The organism is Paenibacillus taihuensis, assembly GCF_003386535.1.
In the GTDB taxonomy this organism is placed as follows: Bacteria; Bacillota; Bacilli; order Paenibacillales; family Paenibacillaceae; genus Paenibacillus_Z; species Paenibacillus_Z taihuensis.
Genome location: NZ_QTTN01000016.1, coordinates 8,201 through 23,652, shown reverse-complemented (window position 1 = coordinate 23,652; position 15,452 = coordinate 8,201). Strand labels below are relative to the sequence as shown.

Annotated in this window: 12 protein-coding genes and 2 tRNA genes; 6 read left to right on the top strand and 8 right to left on the bottom strand. The window is 48.5% G+C overall.

Annotated elements, in window-relative coordinates; translation table 11 throughout:
• Positions 1-7 precede the first annotated feature (7 nt).
• Positions 8-712: an oxidoreductase gene (locus A8990_RS14570; RefSeq protein WP_116189770.1), complete on the bottom strand. Its 705-nt coding sequence runs from the start codon at positions 710-712 to the stop codon at positions 8-10.
• 43 nt (positions 713-755) lie between these two features.
• Entirely contained in the window at positions 756-2,969 is a 2,214-nt protein-coding gene (locus tag A8990_RS14565; RefSeq protein ID WP_245996023.1) for an ATP-binding protein, read from the bottom strand.
• 336 nt (positions 2,970-3,305) lie between these two features.
• Here A8990_RS14565 and tadA point away from each other — a divergent pair, with 336 nt between their 5' ends.
• A complete protein-coding gene (tadA, locus tag A8990_RS14560; RefSeq protein ID WP_116189769.1) occupies positions 3,306-3,791 on the top strand; it encodes a tRNA adenosine(34) deaminase TadA in 486 nt (161 codons plus the stop codon).
• Here tadA and A8990_RS14555 read toward each other — a convergent pair.
• Entirely contained in the window at positions 3,697-3,957 is a 261-nt protein-coding gene (locus A8990_RS14555; RefSeq protein WP_281272508.1) for an aspartyl-phosphate phosphatase Spo0E family protein, read from the bottom strand. The two genes, tadA and A8990_RS14555, sit on opposite strands and share 95 nt — an antisense overlap.
• A gap of 392 nt (positions 3,958-4,349) precedes the next feature.
• Between A8990_RS14555 and A8990_RS14550 the strand changes: the two genes are divergently transcribed.
• Positions 4,350-4,426: transfer RNA gene (locus A8990_RS14550), tRNA-Arg, on the top strand.
• Positions 4,427-4,879: 453 nt separating this feature from the next.
• Here the strand turns inward: A8990_RS14550 and A8990_RS14545 are convergent.
• Positions 4,880-9,301: an S-layer homology domain-containing protein gene (locus A8990_RS14545; RefSeq protein WP_116189767.1), complete on the bottom strand. Its 4,422-nt coding sequence runs from the start codon at positions 9,299-9,301 to the stop codon at positions 4,880-4,882.
• Between the two features lie 485 nt (positions 9,302-9,786).
• Here A8990_RS14545 and A8990_RS31565 point away from each other — a divergent pair.
• From A8990_RS31565 to A8990_RS14530, 4 genes are all read left to right on the top strand, one after another.
• Positions 9,787-9,892, top strand: a tRNA-Ser gene (locus A8990_RS31565).
• A 65-nt stretch (positions 9,893-9,957) separates the two neighbouring features.
• The gene (locus tag A8990_RS14540) at positions 9,958-10,512 is read left to right on the top strand and encodes a GNAT family N-acetyltransferase (RefSeq protein ID WP_116189766.1); all 555 of its coding nucleotides are present in this window, start codon (positions 9,958-9,960) and stop codon (positions 10,510-10,512) included.
• A gap of 3 nt (positions 10,513-10,515) precedes the next feature.
• Positions 10,516-10,977, top strand: a complete 462-nt coding sequence (locus tag A8990_RS14535) for a VOC family protein (protein WP_342772846.1) — start codon at positions 10,516-10,518, stop codon at positions 10,975-10,977.
• Positions 10,978-11,140: 163 nt separating this feature from the next.
• The gene (locus A8990_RS14530; RefSeq protein ID WP_147306815.1) at positions 11,141-13,141 is read left to right on the top strand and encodes a methyl-accepting chemotaxis protein; all 2,001 of its coding nucleotides are present in this window, start codon (positions 11,141-11,143) and stop codon (positions 13,139-13,141) included.
• Between the two features lie 65 nt (positions 13,142-13,206).
• Here A8990_RS14530 and A8990_RS14525 read toward each other — a convergent pair whose 3' ends face one another.
• The 4 genes from A8990_RS14525 to A8990_RS14515 all read right to left on the bottom strand — a co-directional run bounded on the left by A8990_RS14525 (position 13,207) and on the right by A8990_RS14515 (position 15,240).
• Positions 13,207-14,289 (bottom strand): hypothetical protein, encoded by a 1,083-nt coding sequence (locus A8990_RS14525; protein WP_147306814.1) that lies wholly within the window; start codon positions 14,287-14,289, stop codon positions 13,207-13,209.
• Between the two features lie 189 nt (positions 14,290-14,478).
• Positions 14,479-14,634 carry a small acid-soluble spore protein P gene (locus A8990_RS14520; RefSeq protein WP_116189763.1) on the bottom strand — a complete coding sequence of 52 codons (156 nt, stop codon included), beginning with the start codon at positions 14,632-14,634 and terminating at the stop codon, positions 14,479-14,481.
• 34 nt (positions 14,635-14,668) lie between these two features.
• Positions 14,669-14,845 carry a hypothetical protein gene (locus A8990_RS31560; RefSeq protein WP_181909583.1) on the bottom strand — a complete coding sequence of 59 codons (177 nt, stop codon included), beginning with the start codon at positions 14,843-14,845 and terminating at the stop codon, positions 14,669-14,671.
• 47 nt (positions 14,846-14,892) lie between these two features.
• The gene (locus A8990_RS14515) at positions 14,893-15,240 is read right to left on the bottom strand and encodes a hypothetical protein (protein WP_116189762.1); all 348 of its coding nucleotides are present in this window, start codon (positions 15,238-15,240) and stop codon (positions 14,893-14,895) included.
• Positions 15,241-15,452 lie beyond the last annotated feature (212 nt).

The following is a 15,452-nucleotide window of genomic DNA, read 5'->3' as shown; positions in this document are numbered from 1 at the left end:
TATTCCTCTATATTGTAGCAGTAATTGCCCCATTCTCATATAGCTCGACCACTGGACGATCGCCCGAAGCCAGTCCAGTTTGCGCACACTTCACCATAAAGGCAGCAACATCCTCCGCTTGTACCGGTCGATACATACGCAGCCGCCCAACCATCAGCAGCTTCATGAGCGGGCTTAGCATGATGGCCAACTTCTCGCCAAGGCGGAATTCCTCCCGCTTCCCGAGCAGCAGCGATGGACGGACGATATGCAGCTCGGGCAAGCCGATCTCCGTGATCCGCGCCTCCATTTCTCCCTTGACCCGGTTGTAAAAAATTGAAGACGATGCATTCGCGCCCATTGCAGAGACCACCATATATCTGTCAGCGCCATGCGCCTTCGCCCACTCCGCGAGCCTGACCGGATATTCCAGGTCGACCACGCGGAATGCTTCCTGCGTGCCCGCCTTCTTGATCGTCGTGCCGAGCGCGCAGAACACCGTATCGGCTTCCACGCCGGTGAGCGCCTCTTCCATCCGGTCGAAGTCGGCGGTCAGGACGGTCAGCTTGCTGCCGTACGTCCCCATATCCGGCGACGGTCGCAGCGGCCTGCGCACCAGAATCGTAACCGCCGCACACTGCGGGTCAGCGAGCAGCTGCTGAAGCAGCGCTGAGCCGACCAGACCCGTCGCGCCGAGCACCAGCGCGCGGTAACCGCCGCTTGCCTCTTTCATGCCTGTTCACTCCTTGGGATGTATTTTAGACGATCAAGCTAAGCTATGGCTTCAATAAAGGAAGCGTAATAATGACCTTTGTACCGACGCCGACCCTGCTCTGGATCTCCAGCGTTCCATGATGGCCCTGGATAATGCGCTGGCTCACCATAATGCCAAGCCCCGTTCCCTTATCCTTATCCGTATAGAACGGGTTGCCAAGCATCGGAATACGATCCTCCGGAATGCCAATGCCTTCGTCCGTAATGGACAATTTAACATGATGCGGGTCATCGTGTCTGACCTCGATCGTAATTTGGCCGCCGCTTTGCATCGCTTCGATGGCATTCTTCAGCACGTTGATGAACACCTGCTTCAGCTGATTCTCTTCGCAGGAAATGCGGCACTCTGCTTGCTCGAAGACGGTGAGGAATTCGATATTGCACAGATGCGCTTCGCTATCGAGAAGCGAGATGACATCGCCGAGTATGAAGCGAACGTCCTTCTCCTCGAAGCGTGTCGCCTGCGGCTTCGCCAATATGAGGAACTCGCCGACAATAAGGTTGATGCGGTCAATCTCCGACAGCATCAAGTCGACATGCTGCGCATTCAGCCGCTTCGTCTCGAGCTGCAGCTGCAGAAACCCGCGAAGCGTCGTCAGCGGATTGCGAATCTCATGTGCAACGCCCGCTGCAAGCTGACCTACCGTCGTCAGCTTCTCCGATCTGCGAAGAAGCTCCTCCATCTTGTTGCGGCTCGTCATATCTCGCGTAATGCTCGCAATTCCGCGAATCTCGCCGTTCTTGTCGCGTATCGGCGATGTCGTGGCGCTAACCGCGATCCATTCTCCGCTGCTCGTCACCCGCAGCGTCTCGCGTGCAGCCAGCGTCTTGCCGCCGCGCAGCTGCTCGATCGACTTCTGCTCCTCCAAGGCCAGATGCTCGGGCACGAGCGGCAGCACTTGACCGACAGCTGCTTCTGCATCGTAGCCGAACAGTTCCTCGAACGCTCGGTTCACTTGCGTCGTGCGTCCATCAAGGTCAACGACATGGATGGCATCGGTTGTATGATTAATGAAGGATTCCAAATGCTCTTTCATGGAACGGTTCTCTTCGAACGCCATCTTCAGCTTCGTCATGTAGATGCCGAGGTTCTTCGACATCGCGTTGACCCGCTGTGCCAGCTGACCCAGCTCATCCTTGCGGCGCACTTCAATTGAATTGTCGAAGCGGCCGAACGACACCTCGTTGATTTTCCACAGGATCGAACGAACCGGGCGGAAAAGCAGTCCCGCGAGCCAGTAGCTGCAGAATATGACGCCGACGAGCAGCAGGACCGATATGGTAATCTGATTATTGCGCTGCTGCTTCATTAATTCGATCATCGGCTCCTGATCGAATACGAGCCCAATGACGTAAGGGATAGGCTCCTTCGCGGCCACGAAGCTTTTGATTACCGAATGGTTATTCAGGTTCTCATATCGGAACACCGGCTTGCCTGCCAGCGCCTCCCCCACGCTCTTCTTATCTTGCACGATTTCCTGATAGCCATAACTGCCGAACGGGATCGAATCCTTCGTCCGGTCCCGTTCGCTCACGTATTGCGGGACCTGCGACTCTGGCATATGTGCGAATAAAGTCGGGTTAAATCCCGTCACTTCCAGGATCGTAGGGTTGCCTGCACGCATTTCCGTCAAAAATGATGTCGTATGTGCAATCTCCTCATAATCGCTGAGCTGATCACTTCGCATATAACAGTGAATGACGTAATTCGTGTCATTCTCGGAGTAGTAACTGTCCAGACCGAACGCACTGTGATCCGTAAGCGTTGTTTGATAAGACGGTGTCCAGAAGCTCTTGCTTGGCTGGTGGATTTCCGCTGCAGTCCGTGATACGCCAATCTCCAATGGATCCGATGATCGGACGGTCAGATATTCCGAACCATCGCGAAGCATCACCGAAACGCCCGCAATGTCAAGCTGCTTCGCCAACTCCACGAGGTGCTGATTCGTAACGAGATAGGCGGACTTCGGCAGCTGGCCGGCCACTTCATCGGAAACCGTTTTCAGTTTTTCGGCTAGCATCGTATGTATAAATGTATGTTCCCGCGAGTTCTGCATGACATTAACCGCGATCTGCTGGCTAATCGCCATCATATTCGCTTCCACGTCGGATTGTAAATTAACGCGTGTCGAATAGGCACTCAAAATGACATTTAACGCAAGCATGATAAATACAAGCAATGAAATCATAAAGGACAGCTTCGTCTTGACCGACAATATGCGACACACCCTTTAAACCAGCTTGTGGACATCTTACTTGGATCATATCATAATTGTACTAAAATAAAAGCAATCTGCAGCACCATTATTACCGGCGAGAACGAAGTTATACCTGAAGAAAAGGCAGTTATCCCGCAACTTATGCACAAGTTTTTCCCCATATTCACAGGGTTATTGAATAGTCTGTGTACAGAACTGTGAGTAATCCGACTTTATCCACAGTTTTATCAACAACCTGTTAACAACGAATATTTGTTCGTAGCACAATTCGACAGTCGATTCGTGTCACTGCTGCGTATATCTAGAGTTGTTGGGACTGGAGGCTTATTTATTATGATGACGACAGAAACGGATTATTTTCGCGAGGAAGATTATAAATGGATGCAAGAGGCGATTGCTGAGGCGAGAAAAGCGGATGCGATCGGTGAAGTGCCTATCGGGGCGGTTATTGTGAAGGATGGAGAGGTGATCGGCAGAGGGTACAATCTGAGGGAGACGAACCTCGATCCCACTGCGCACGCAGAGATGATCGCTATTCGGGAGGCCAGCCAGCACCTGGAGGCGTGGCGGTTGCTCGGTTGCACGCTGTACGTGACACTGGAGCCGTGTCCGATGTGTGCGGGAGCGCTCGTGCAGAGCCGGATTCAAAAAGTAGTGTACGGCACAACCGACCCGAAGGCAGGCTGTGCCGGAACGCTGATGAATTTGCTGCAAGAGCCGCGTTTCAATCACGAAACGGAGCTGCTTGGAGGGCTTCTTCAGCAAGAGTGTGCGCACCTGCTAACTCAATTTTTCCGTCGATTGCGAGGTCGCACCTAGTATTATATTTCGCCTGTTCTTCCTTATGGAGCTGCTGCAGCGTCACAATGACTTCGTCAGCAGCTTCACTGATGGCGATGACTTCAGGGTCGGTTAAACTTCCGCGGGCTTCGGCCATTTCAAACAGCTTTATGCGAAGCACCTGCAGCTCATGGAGAAGAATCATTTTGTCATTCATGGCGGCTTTGGGACAGCTCCTATCACATTCAATTGGAAATAACGGTGCAAGGAAGTGTGCGGCATTCGTGGATGACTAATTGTTTAAGAAAGTTTAATAAGTATACTCCTTATTATATACGGTTCGGACAAACTTGTTTGTAATACCATGTCGACAATATGGCAGTGAATACGCTTAAACTTTCGACATTCCTCAGCATAAAATAGCGTTCTCGCGACTTTATTCACACTTTATTCAGACACTTCGTAGTTCTTTGGTCCTAAAATAGTTATTCATATGTGGATATCTTTCTGAAGGCAATCTGCCCACATCATCCCCACAATATCCACACGCGTACGTTGCGCCTTGCGCGCCAATCATGCTATTATTATCCTTACCGCGCGCCCGTAGCTCAGCAGGATAGAGCGACAGTTTCCTAAACTGCAGGTCGTACGTTCGAATCGTATCGGGCGCGCCACCCATAAAAGTGAAAGAACCGCATCAGTGTGCGGTTCTTTTTGTTTTTGTAAACGTATTGTCGGGGAGACCCTTGTGAGCAAGTTTGTCCTATTGTTGTCATTTGGACAACAATAGGACAGCAGATACTGGTTTTAATAACCACGTGAAGTTGTTACACTGGCATGTGGTTGAAGGATGAGTTCATTCAGCACTGGGTAGGGCGGCTATATAAAAAAAACCACATGGAGCTGTGATAACCCGTAAGATAGTATGGACACAAAAGCTAACTTTACTGCAACAAGGCTTGAGCATCGACAACAGTAAGCTAATCTTTGATTGCTCGCTTTGAGAGGCTGAAGAAAAAGGAATAAATAATGAAGGGGCTGTCCCGAAAGGTTAGAAAACCTGGGACAGCCCCCTTTCCATTTAAATTAATGCTATCCATCAAACTACGGACGCGATAATGGGATCATTAATTAGCTGCTTTGACAACAGGACAAACAAACGTCATTACATGGCTTTTCTCGAACATAGGGCTGCCGTTCACTGTCATATCACTGTAAGTAACTGTAGCAATTACATTGAATTGACCTTCAGTATTATAAACGATCATACCTGTTTCTGGGTTTACTGTTCCTTTTGTTTCATCGCTAGAAGAATACTCAATTGAAGCATAAGCATTTCCGTTTGTGCCTAAGTTAGCGTTGGAAAGCACGCTTGTCAACCAAGACGGCAGCGCAAAGTTTGCAGGTGTTACTTGTGCTAGGTCTTGAACTGGGGTTGCGCTGGTATTAGGGTCTACAACTGTTATGTTAAATGTAACAGTTCTAGGAGCATCAGAACCAGCATCAGTAGTCATGGCGATAACGGTAGTAGTGCCGATATTTAAGCCAGTAACTTGAGAGCCGTAATATCTACCGTTAGTACTAAGGTTATATCGTGTTCTTAAATCGACAACTTGATTAGCTACATAACCGTCATCGTCTTGGTTATCCCATGCAGTAGTTGCCCAAGAGATATTTGAAATATAGGAATTTTCGCTTCCTGTAACATCTAGGTCAACAGTCTCGCCTACATGAATAGTTACATCTGTGCTTCCTACTGCACTTATACTTGGAACCGGCAGGTTTGGAGGTGTTGCTTTTGAACCGAGTCGAGCAATAGAAGAATTATTACTCGGGTCTAAAGCAAACCAGTATGGCATTGAAAGGATCGTAGATGCCTCGACAGATAGAGCGTTGTCTCCTTCAGGTTCAAACCAAGTTCCATTATACTTGAAAGTCGGAAATTCATCTCTTGGCAACAGTTGATCTACACGGAAATCATCTGTTTGCATTGGCTTCTTTAGAAGAAGACCATAGTCTAGAACATCTGTTACATCATTTCTTGTGCTGTTCGAAACGTCCCACACACCCAGGTTGCTTGGCATACGAGTCAAAGCCCAAGCAGCTGCGTTTGTATCGACAGCGTCTTTGGTAATATCTACTCCGCGGTTAGCTAATTGTTGCAATGCAACAGCATAGTAGTATGACAAGAAGGGGTTCTTGCTTCTCTTTTCGTTATACCACCATTGGTTAAGAGTTCTGTGGTAGCTGTTTAACACTTCATTTGAAACATTTGCAGGTAGAGATGTAGCAATACCAAAGAATAAGCTTGCCACTTCTTCTTCATCCGAGTAGTTTAGGTAAGATTCAAAGCTTGAGCCAGCAGCTCCAATGTCATTTCCATTATGCTCGGAGATACCAAAGTATCTTGAATGATACTGCTCCATCATATCTAGCAAAGAAGTTGAATTGTATGTTTTAGGATATCTTGCTTCGTATAGGCTAGGAGTTGTCATTACAGAGAACTCCTGTGCATAATCGAATGCCGGCGGACAAACAATGCCCTCTGCAGCATAAGCAGGTACGGATGTGTCGGAAGCGATTTTCATGCCTAATTGCAACATCTGCAGAGCAATTCCTGCGTTTAGGGGTCCATCTTCATAATCGGATTTGTTATAAACGTTGTTTGCGCCATCCAGATATTCAGGATTAAAGTTACCCCATCTAGTCGGTGTTGTAGGAACATTTAATCCATTACCACTGTTTACATAGCCGGCAGAGTATTTAGGACCAGTTGGTTTATATGCCGGATCGATGCCAACTCTTGGGCTTAGAGCCATGTGGTAGTAGTTGTTTATAATGGTTGCGTTGACACTCGAGATGATAGCCGTCTTTATTAGAGATGCAAGCTCTTTATCATCTGTTTTGAAGGTGTCATAAGCCATATTAAGGAACGCGAAATCTTGTACAAATTCATCAGAGCTTGCGTCTGGCTTGTAGTATATTTGGTTATCAGGAATTGCGTTGGCAGTGCCCGCATTAGGGTCATATAACTTAGCTAAGCGAGTAGGAACGGGAAGCGTGTTATATGATTTGAGGTTAGCTAAATCACCTGTGTTTTTAATCAAGCTAGAGTAGCTAACGGTTGTACCATTGATATCTGTCGTCGTTCCAGCATTCTTATGAACCCATCTGTTTGTATCTCCAATCGCCATTGGGTTAGCAGGGTTTACAAGGTAATCACGAACAAACACATCTCCGGGAGCCGGCGTGGTTCCGATTGGGTTTAATGTATATTGACCGTTAGAATCAATATATACAGGTTTGCCCTCATCCTTACCGTCAATATCAGCTCCAAGGAATGCTAGAACATCAGAGTCATTAACATTGTCTTTGGCAGGAACAGTTAATTGCGTGCCCGAAATGTAAGCTAGCAGAGTAACCGCTTCCGTAGCGCGAATAGCAGAGGATTTAGCGTCAATCGTACGTTGGTCGCTAGAACCGTATACGGATTTCATATAGTTATATCGGCCTAGCTCACCCATACCGAAAAGCGAGGTCCACGTGCCACTGTTATCGCTCTCCAGATTCGCTACAGATACATCTGTTGTATCTTTTGTCCCCATCAAAGAAGCGATTTTATCCGCTTGAGAGCTGAATTTGTTCTTGCCGTCTTGGAAACCGGTACGGTCTAAGAAGTTTCTTGAATACTCAACTTGTTGCAAAGACAATGCCATAACGGATATTTGTTTTCTCACAATGTGAGTAGCGTTTCCAGCTGCATCTATAATCCAAAGTCCTCCGGCTGCATCGGTCATCATTATGTCGATTGATTGAGTTGTACCGGATGCATCTTGAGGGATATATCTTCCGCCTTGCAGGTATTGGATTTGGTCTGCTGGGTTTGCCTTGTTAGGATCATACAGTGTTACCGAAGCGTGGTCGGAAGAGAGCATCCACTTCACACCATTCGGACCGTTAAGATATCCAGCATAACTTGCAGAAGGCCAAGTTCTTCCAACAAGAGCTGTAAAATTATCCGTATTTAGCGCAGGGGCATCAGAGGAATCAGGAATCTTATCATCGCCGGCGCTATAGTAGTAAACGATTTTTTCTAAATTGGTAGCTATTTTAGGATCATTTGTAACAGTAACAGAAACAGTAACAGTAGTCTCGCCTTGTTTACCTGTGATTGTAGCTGTCCCGTCAGAAACGCCAAGCACTTTACCTGCGAAGTTGCCAGCGCTGTTACCGATGGTATCCACATAAGCAATATAAGGATCAGAAGTTGTCCATTTGATTGGTTGCGTTATATCCAATCCTTCAGGCTGCAAACGAGTGATTTGAGTACTGTACATGTTGACTTTGCTTCCATTTGAAACTGCAGAAACAACCGGCGTGTTGTGATTAATATTGCCAGTGTCGCCGCTGTTGTTACCCCCAGTGTTGTTCCCGGTGTCATTGCCATGGTTGTTACCAGTGTCAGTGCCGGTAGAAGTTGTATTGTCTACAGACTTACCAGCAACAGTAGAAGTAATACCAGCTGCAACCTTAACAGTAGTCGGTTGCTGGGCTACTGTAACACCGGTTGAATTGATGTTGGCTGTTAGAATACTACCAGTACCTGTAACATTAGCAGGAGCGTTTAGTACTAGCGTGTTAAGAGAAGAATCAGAGTCTAGGTTTAACGATATCGTATGTCGCGCATCCGCTACATTTGTTGTACCCGTAATAGAGGAAGCTATTAAGTTTACCCCTTGTGCAACTACAATACTTAGATCACCCGTTACTGTTGTGTGGTCCAAAACAACTGGGTCTGCTGCTGCCGCATCCGTCACATAAACATCACCGTTGATAGTAAGGCCTTTTAGCGTAGCGCCAGGAAGAGCGATTGTAACATTTCCAGTGATAGTAGATGGAAGGTTAGCAAGGTCTTCAGGCGTTCTAACTAATGTTCCCATTACTCGATCTGTCATAACAAAAGATTCGGCGCGAGTGATCTTAGCAAGAGGATTAAAATTACCATTGCCTCTTCCATTTAGATATCCTTTTGACGCAAGAGTAGAAACTGCTTCTGAAGCCCACTTGGCAATCTGTGAGGAATCACTGAAATTAGTGTTATTAGTTCCAGAAACAACTTGGAATCCTCTTGAAATAAGAGCAGCGGCTTCTTGACGAGTAATAGCTGCTCTAGGATTCGCGTTATTTTTGGAGTCTCCGTTTAGTAATCCGGCCGCAGAAGCCTTTTGAAGCTCTCCAAAATACCAATCGCTAGGGTTAGCGTCAGCAAAAGTTTTTGAGTTAGTTGTGCTTTGAAGATTGAAAACGCGATTCAGAATCGTAACAAATTCCGCGCGCGTGATAGCATCGTTAGGGTTTAGGTTACCATTAGCATCACCTTTCAATAGTCCAATAGATAACCATTTTTGCAATTCTTTCGTTGCCCAGTGTGTAGAAACATTTTCATTTACCACAGAAGGACTTGCAAAGGCTGCTGTGCCTGTGAATAACATGCTGCCAATAGCGATTGAAGAAATGACTTGCGAAGTTTTTCTCGTTTTTCTTGACATTCTCTGTGCTCCTTTTGTTTTTTATGGCATCACACCGGTGTTGAAACCGCTTACAATAAGGGGGTTTTCTCATTGCAACTTCATTATGATTAATCTAATAAGTAGTATCAATATAGTTTATTTAACAAAATCTATCATGATTCGGTGCATTATTTATTGGAATGATTTCAAATGGTCATTATCAATCATTATTGGTGAATAAAATACATATGAATACAGCACGCCCCTGTTGTAGCATCAGAATAGATTTTCCGGGAAGGGAGTTTTTTCATTTAATTTTTGATTTGGGTCCGGCAGATTTTCGGGCCATGGGAGCAGTCTATCTAGTTCTTCCATGTTTTCAACGTCTATGTTGGGCAACTGCTCAAGCAGAAAAACGACTATCTTGAAGAAACGTACTTAGGTATACTTTCAGAAATTATGTGACAACAACAGGACCACCAAGCATATGGTCGAAATACAAAAAGCCCTTATATCCACAAACCGCGTCAGGGAAAGGCTCGAAGCATTTGAATGTTCCACTTTTATATTTGCACATATCGCAGTTTCCTAAACTGCAGGTCGTACGTTCGAATCGTATCGGGCGCGCCATGTAAGAAGATGCTTAAACTCCTTGTTATTCAAGGGGTTTTTATTTATATCGGGAGGTAAGTGGTATGGAGCTTACGGGTAACAACGTATTTATTCGCTTCTTGGAAGTCACGGACGCCGAGTCGCTGCTCAATCTACATGTGAATAACCGCGAATTATTTCAGAAGTTTTCCCCAACGTTTCCGGATGACTTCTACACCCTTGGATCGAAGCGTAAGTCCATTAGCGATTCGATCGTGCAGCGCGAAGAGGATAAGAAGTATAACTTCGGGATCTTTCTCAAAGAGACCGGCGATTTAATCGGCAGCGTGTCCCTCAATCATGTGTATCGCGGCCCGCTGGAACGAGCTATGATTGGCTATCAGCTCGACGAGCAATATAACGGTAGAGGACTGACCACAGAAGCCGTTTCCTTAACCGTCGCATTCGCTTTCCAGCAGTTGAAATTGCACCGGATCGAAGCAGGAGTGATGCCTAGTAATACCGGCTCCATGCGCGTGTTGGAGAAGGCGGGTTTTCACAAAGAAGGCATCGAGCGCCAAGGGGTCAAGATCAATGGTCGTTGGGAAGACCATCAGATTCTGGCTATCCTGTCGGAGACGAAGTCGGAGGAGGAGTAAACTATGACCAATATGATTCAAAATCTGTACGAAACCCATATTCAAGTGCAGGATCTGCAAGCCTCCATCGCCTTCTACCAAGACCTCGGCCTGGAACTGTCCCTTGTCATCGAAGAACGCCGAGTCGCTTTCTTCTACATCGGCAGGGACCGGCAGCTGCTGGGCGTATGGGAGGTTCCGGCGGGTACGGAGGTACGCAGGAGACATTTTGCATTCGGCACTGACCTCGAACAGTTGGAGAAATCGATCGATTGGCTGCAAGCCAAAGGGTTATCCCCGATCCCGGCGCTTGGCCGCGAGCCGATCGAACCTATTGTCCACACGTGGATGCCTGCAGCGGCCGTCTACTTCAACGATTCGGACGGCAATGAGCTCGATTTCATCGCATGGCTGCCGGATGAGCCGCGAGAGCTTGGCTATGTCCCTTATTTGAGCGAATGGCGAGCGCTGCATCAGCAGAGCTAATCTAGCCTGCCCTAACCTCATCTAAGCTCACAAGAAAGAATCGCGTTCGACAACGCGGTTCTTTTTATTTTAGGTATTTCACTTCATACAAGGAGGAAAATTACAAATTTTGTCGAAATTACGCGTTAGGTATTTTAACATCAACGAAGGGAACGTGCTACCTATGAAAATGCCTTTCTTCAACCTCGCCATCAAGCTGCTCGATCGACAGAACTATGCCAAGAAGTTTATGCTGATCGGTATCGTCCTCGTCATTCCTATCGTATTCCTCATGTACTTCTACATCTCTTCGAAGAATGTCGGCATTCACTTCGGCAAGCAAGAGCTGCTTGGCAGCGAGTATAACGCGGGCGTCTCCAAACTGCTACTCACGGCGGAAGAGCTGCGCGAACAGACGGAAGCCTACCGCAACAGCCAAGGAGGCGATGCTTCTGCAGCCTCAGCAGCGATCACGCGTTTGCAACAGCAGATGGAACCTGCACTTACAGAACAGGACAAGCTCGATAAGGACCTAGGCAAGAAGCTTGGCACAAGTGAATCTTGGAGCCGCATAAAGTCCGACTGGCAGTCCTATAAAAGCACCGTCCTTCAAGATAGCATCACCGACCCCAAATACGCTAATCATCTCACGTTTGTCGATGACCTCCTCAAGCTTACGGAGCTTGTCGCCAACAATTCAAATTTGATCCTCGATCCCGATCTCGACAGCTATTACATCATGGACGTCACGCAAGTGAAGCTTCCGGCTATTTCGAACCTGCTCAGCCGTTCCAGTGCAATTGCGGCAGAGGCTAGCCGCAGTAATCAATTCTCTCCCGAGTCTCGCACACAGCTGCTGCGTTACATGACATTGCTGCAATATGACATGGATACTGCGCAAGCTGATCTGCAAACCGCTTTTAACAGCAATCCAGCGATCAAGCCGCTCCTTAATAATCAACTTACGGAGGCTACAAGCCTCATTCAGCAATTGATCAAGCTCTATAACAATCAGATCCTGAACGCCGACCAGACATCGCCCAGCTTTACGGAATTCTCAAGCAGGTCCACATCGGCTATTGATGCCGTCTTCAAGCTAACTGAGCAAGCCACTCCTGTTCTGGATCAGCTGCTGCACGAACGTATCGACAGTTTCACTTCCCAGCTGTACCAGGCGATCATCTTCATCGCTATTCTACTGGCGCTCGCCCTTTATCTGTCCGTCGCTTTCTGCATCTCGACCGTCGGCGCACTGACGAATTTGGAGAAGCTATCGCACCACATCGCTAGCGGCGACTTATCCGTAACAAGCGACTACGCGCCTAAGGACGAGATCGGCGCCTTCACCAAGTCCTTCAACCATATGGTCGCCAGCTTGCGTACGGTCATCGGTCATATGAAAGACAGCGCCGCTGCCGTCTCCAGCGCATCCAAGGACATTTCGATGAGCACAGAAGAAATTGCAAGAGGCAGCAGCGAACAGGCCCGCTCCACGCTGGAGATGAACGAGCTGCTCATGCAGCAAGCAGACGCGATCAATCTCGTCGCCCGCAATGCGGAGCATACGTCGCAGCTGTGCATGGATACGAAGCAAATTTCCGACGAGAGCAGCCGAATCGTACAGCTCTCTATCGACAGCATGGGTACGCTCAGCAGCAAAATGACGACACTGCAAGATGCCTCCATGCGAATTGGCGAGATCATCGAGGTGATCGAAGAAATTGCCCAGCAGACGAACCTGCTGGCACTTAATGCGGCGATTGAAGCAGCCCGTGCTGGCGAGCAAGGCCGCGGCTTCTCCGTCGTAGCGGATGAAGTGCGCAGATTGGCAGAGCGCAGCAGCGAAGCCGCCATGCAGATAACGCGTATCATTCACGATATGCAGAATAACAGCACGGAAAGCGTGCAAGCTGCGACAAGTGCAATGGAATATTCCAAACGGACGGGTCAATCGTTCGAGACCATCACGGACAAAATCAACGAAATGACCAGTCAAGTCGCTGATATCGCCTCCGCAAGCGAGCAGCAGTCCGCCCAGACCAGGGACGTGCTCAGCTCCATCGAAGGCATCGCCGCTTTCAGTGAAGAAGCCTCTGCAGGCTCCCAGCAAACAGCGGCTAACTCACAGGCACTGTACAGCCTGGCGAACAAGCTGACGCAATCTGCGGCGAGCTTCAAATTTTAATGCGTCATTAAAGCAAAAGAAGCGCCCCCCGCAATGGAGAGGACGCTTCTTCTTTTTTTGCAAATTTAAGACCCGCTTGCGCTCGGCAGACCGAGCATGCCTTGCAGCTGCTCCACCGGAATCGCATCCTTCGGCAGCTCGTACTCAAACTTCACTTCTTTGTTGATATCCGAGAACGACATCTCGAAACGCATGCCGACCTTCATTCCAGCCGTATCCGCATCTGTCGATTCGAGCTTCATATTCATCGCTTCGTATGTCAAATAATCGTCCTTGATGCCGCCTGTCACATCCAGCTGGTCGATCTTCACGCTTTTCTTGAGCGTATCGACAGTATCCTTCATTTTGCCGCCGTCTGCTAGCTCTTTCTTCGCGGTTTCCAGCTGCTCCTTCTTCAGTTGGAGTGCCTTCATATACGCTTCATTACCCAGTAATAGATCAATAATCTGCGGTGCCGCTTTCTCCATTACCGCCGTTATAGCTGCATCCTTGTTCGACTCATCCACAGAAAACCGTACGAACTTGTCTGCCTTCTGGCCTTCCGGAAGTCCGCTAATATCTGCGGCCTTCGGCTCGGAGAAGAACGTCTTCTCGTCCAGGCTGTCAAGCAGCGGCTTAAGCAGATCCTGACCGATATTTTGTACGGCAGTAAGATCGCCTAATCCTGCTCCAGCCCCTTGCTCCTGCTCCAGCATCTTCACATCGATCTCAACAAACTTGCCCGAGATGGTCTCAGGGATCGGGAAGCCGGGAACCTGCGGCACCTTAATCCACATTTTATCCGCCGTAATGATCATCGGAATCGATAGATTCAGCTTCACATCCCCGCTGCCGAGCGTCATATCCATCGTCAACTCAGCCCGCTCCGGTGAAGTCTGCAGCTTACCGTGAATGTTAATGACGGCACCTTTGAGGACGGACAGCACGAGCGGCGCTGCAGCCGGCAATTGGCCAGCCCCTGCTGCTGTCTGTGGCAGTGTCAGCTCATCCAGTGTGATTTTGCCGGTATATGTCATACTCTTGGCTGCTTGATTATTCGCCATTGCACTAAGCATCGTTTCTTTCGCTGACTTGGAGCTGCTGCATCCACTTAGGACGACTAATGCTGCTGTGAGCAGCACAATTGCACTTGTCTTCAACATTTTCAATGAAATAACCCCTCTCCCATGAACACATAAGCAAGCAAACAAACAAGCACTTTCCATTTTACCTGATCCTCCGGCTGATCGGAAGATTGAAATGCTCCCAATTCCTATCTTTCCCCATGCCAAAAAGCCCCCTGACAACGGACCTTATTCCGTCTCAGAGGGCTGCGTGTTTACGTATCTGATTCGTGCTTACCCTTGCGGGTTATGATGACTTACGTGATTCGCCTGCTTCGTTTTCTTCGAGCCCGAGTGGGCTACCGGCTGATTCGAATCATTATTCGAGCGTGACTTGGCACGCTGTTCATCCGGATTAGGTACAGGAACGCTCTTGGACTTGCCGCCCATACTGGATAGCACCTCTTTACTAAGAATTCACAAACTAGCTGCGCGAGTGGAACAGGTCGGATGGCTGATCATGATTAATGTCGTCCTGATGACGACGGTCATTCGTATCCTGCTGCAGCTGCTGGGCATGATGACTGTTAACCGGATTTTTATCGAGATCCTCGACGACATTGCTTAGGTTCTTATCTGCAGTGCCTTTTACTTTCGTCATGAGTTCGGTTCGCCTGCCTTTCCTTATGCGTTATACGGCCAGAAGGCTTATGGATGCGTCAGATCATGCAGCGCTTGCGCACATTCATGAATATGACGGGTGTAGTCCTGCACCAATTCTTGAACGATCTCTGTTCTTTCGTCGACCGTGCGGCCGTCCTTCTCCACGTCGATAAGTGTCGTTTGCACTTCACGGCCATCCACATAGGCGACCTTAAAGTCAAAATCATACATCTGGTGCCCAGCTGCATGAATCGTGACGCGCAGAGCTGCCGGATCCGCTTCGTCGGCATGCACTTCGGCGCGATCCGCCTCATTGATCGTCGTTGGCAGTGTGCGCTGCCACGCTTCCGTCAGCTGCTGCTGATCGATTGCGAGCTCATCGTACTTGCTCATCGCTTACCACCTCCATGCCGATAATATGCGGCTTTGGCGGTGTTTTTATGCGGTCATCAGCACCGTCTGCAACAGCAAAAAGCGCCAAAGCGATTGGTTCGCGTGAGCGCTGTTATGAATGGCGGAGAGGGTGGGATTCGCTCCGTCGCACAGCGCCCATTTCGGGCGCTGTTTGGGCGACTATCACGCCTGGGCCTACAAACACGGTGTGT

What these genes read in the sequence shown, in the direction of transcription:
- A8990_RS14570 (WP_116189770.1), bottom strand. Translation starts at nt 712, where the DNA reads ATGAAAGAGGCAAGCGGCGGTTACCGCGCGCTGGTGCTCGGCGCGACG.
- tadA (WP_116189769.1), top strand. Translation starts at nt 3,306, where the DNA reads ATGATGACGACAGAAACGGATTATTTTCGCGAGGAAGATTATAAATGG.
- A8990_RS14555 (WP_281272508.1), bottom strand. Translation starts at nt 3,957, where the DNA reads ATGATTCTTCTCCATGAGCTGCAGGTGCTTCGCATAAAGCTGTTTGAA.
- A8990_RS14545 (WP_116189767.1), bottom strand. Translation starts at nt 9,301, where the DNA reads ATGTCAAGAAAAACGAGAAAAACTTCGCAAGTCATTTCTTCAATCGCT.
- A8990_RS14540 (WP_116189766.1), top strand. Translation starts at nt 9,958, where the DNA reads ATGGAGCTTACGGGTAACAACGTATTTATTCGCTTCTTGGAAGTCACG.
- A8990_RS14535 (WP_342772846.1), top strand. Translation starts at nt 10,516, where the DNA reads ATGACCAATATGATTCAAAATCTGTACGAAACCCATATTCAAGTGCAG.
- A8990_RS14530 (WP_147306815.1), top strand. Translation starts at nt 11,141, where the DNA reads ATGAAAATGCCTTTCTTCAACCTCGCCATCAAGCTGCTCGATCGACAG.
- A8990_RS14520 (WP_116189763.1), bottom strand. Translation starts at nt 14,634, where the DNA reads ATGGGCGGCAAGTCCAAGAGCGTTCCTGTACCTAATCCGGATGAACAG.
- A8990_RS31560 (WP_181909583.1), bottom strand. Translation starts at nt 14,845, where the DNA reads ATGACGAAAGTAAAAGGCACTGCAGATAAGAACCTAAGCAATGTCGTC.
- A8990_RS14515 (WP_116189762.1), bottom strand. Translation starts at nt 15,240, where the DNA reads ATGAGCAAGTACGATGAGCTCGCAATCGATCAGCAGCAGCTGACGGAA.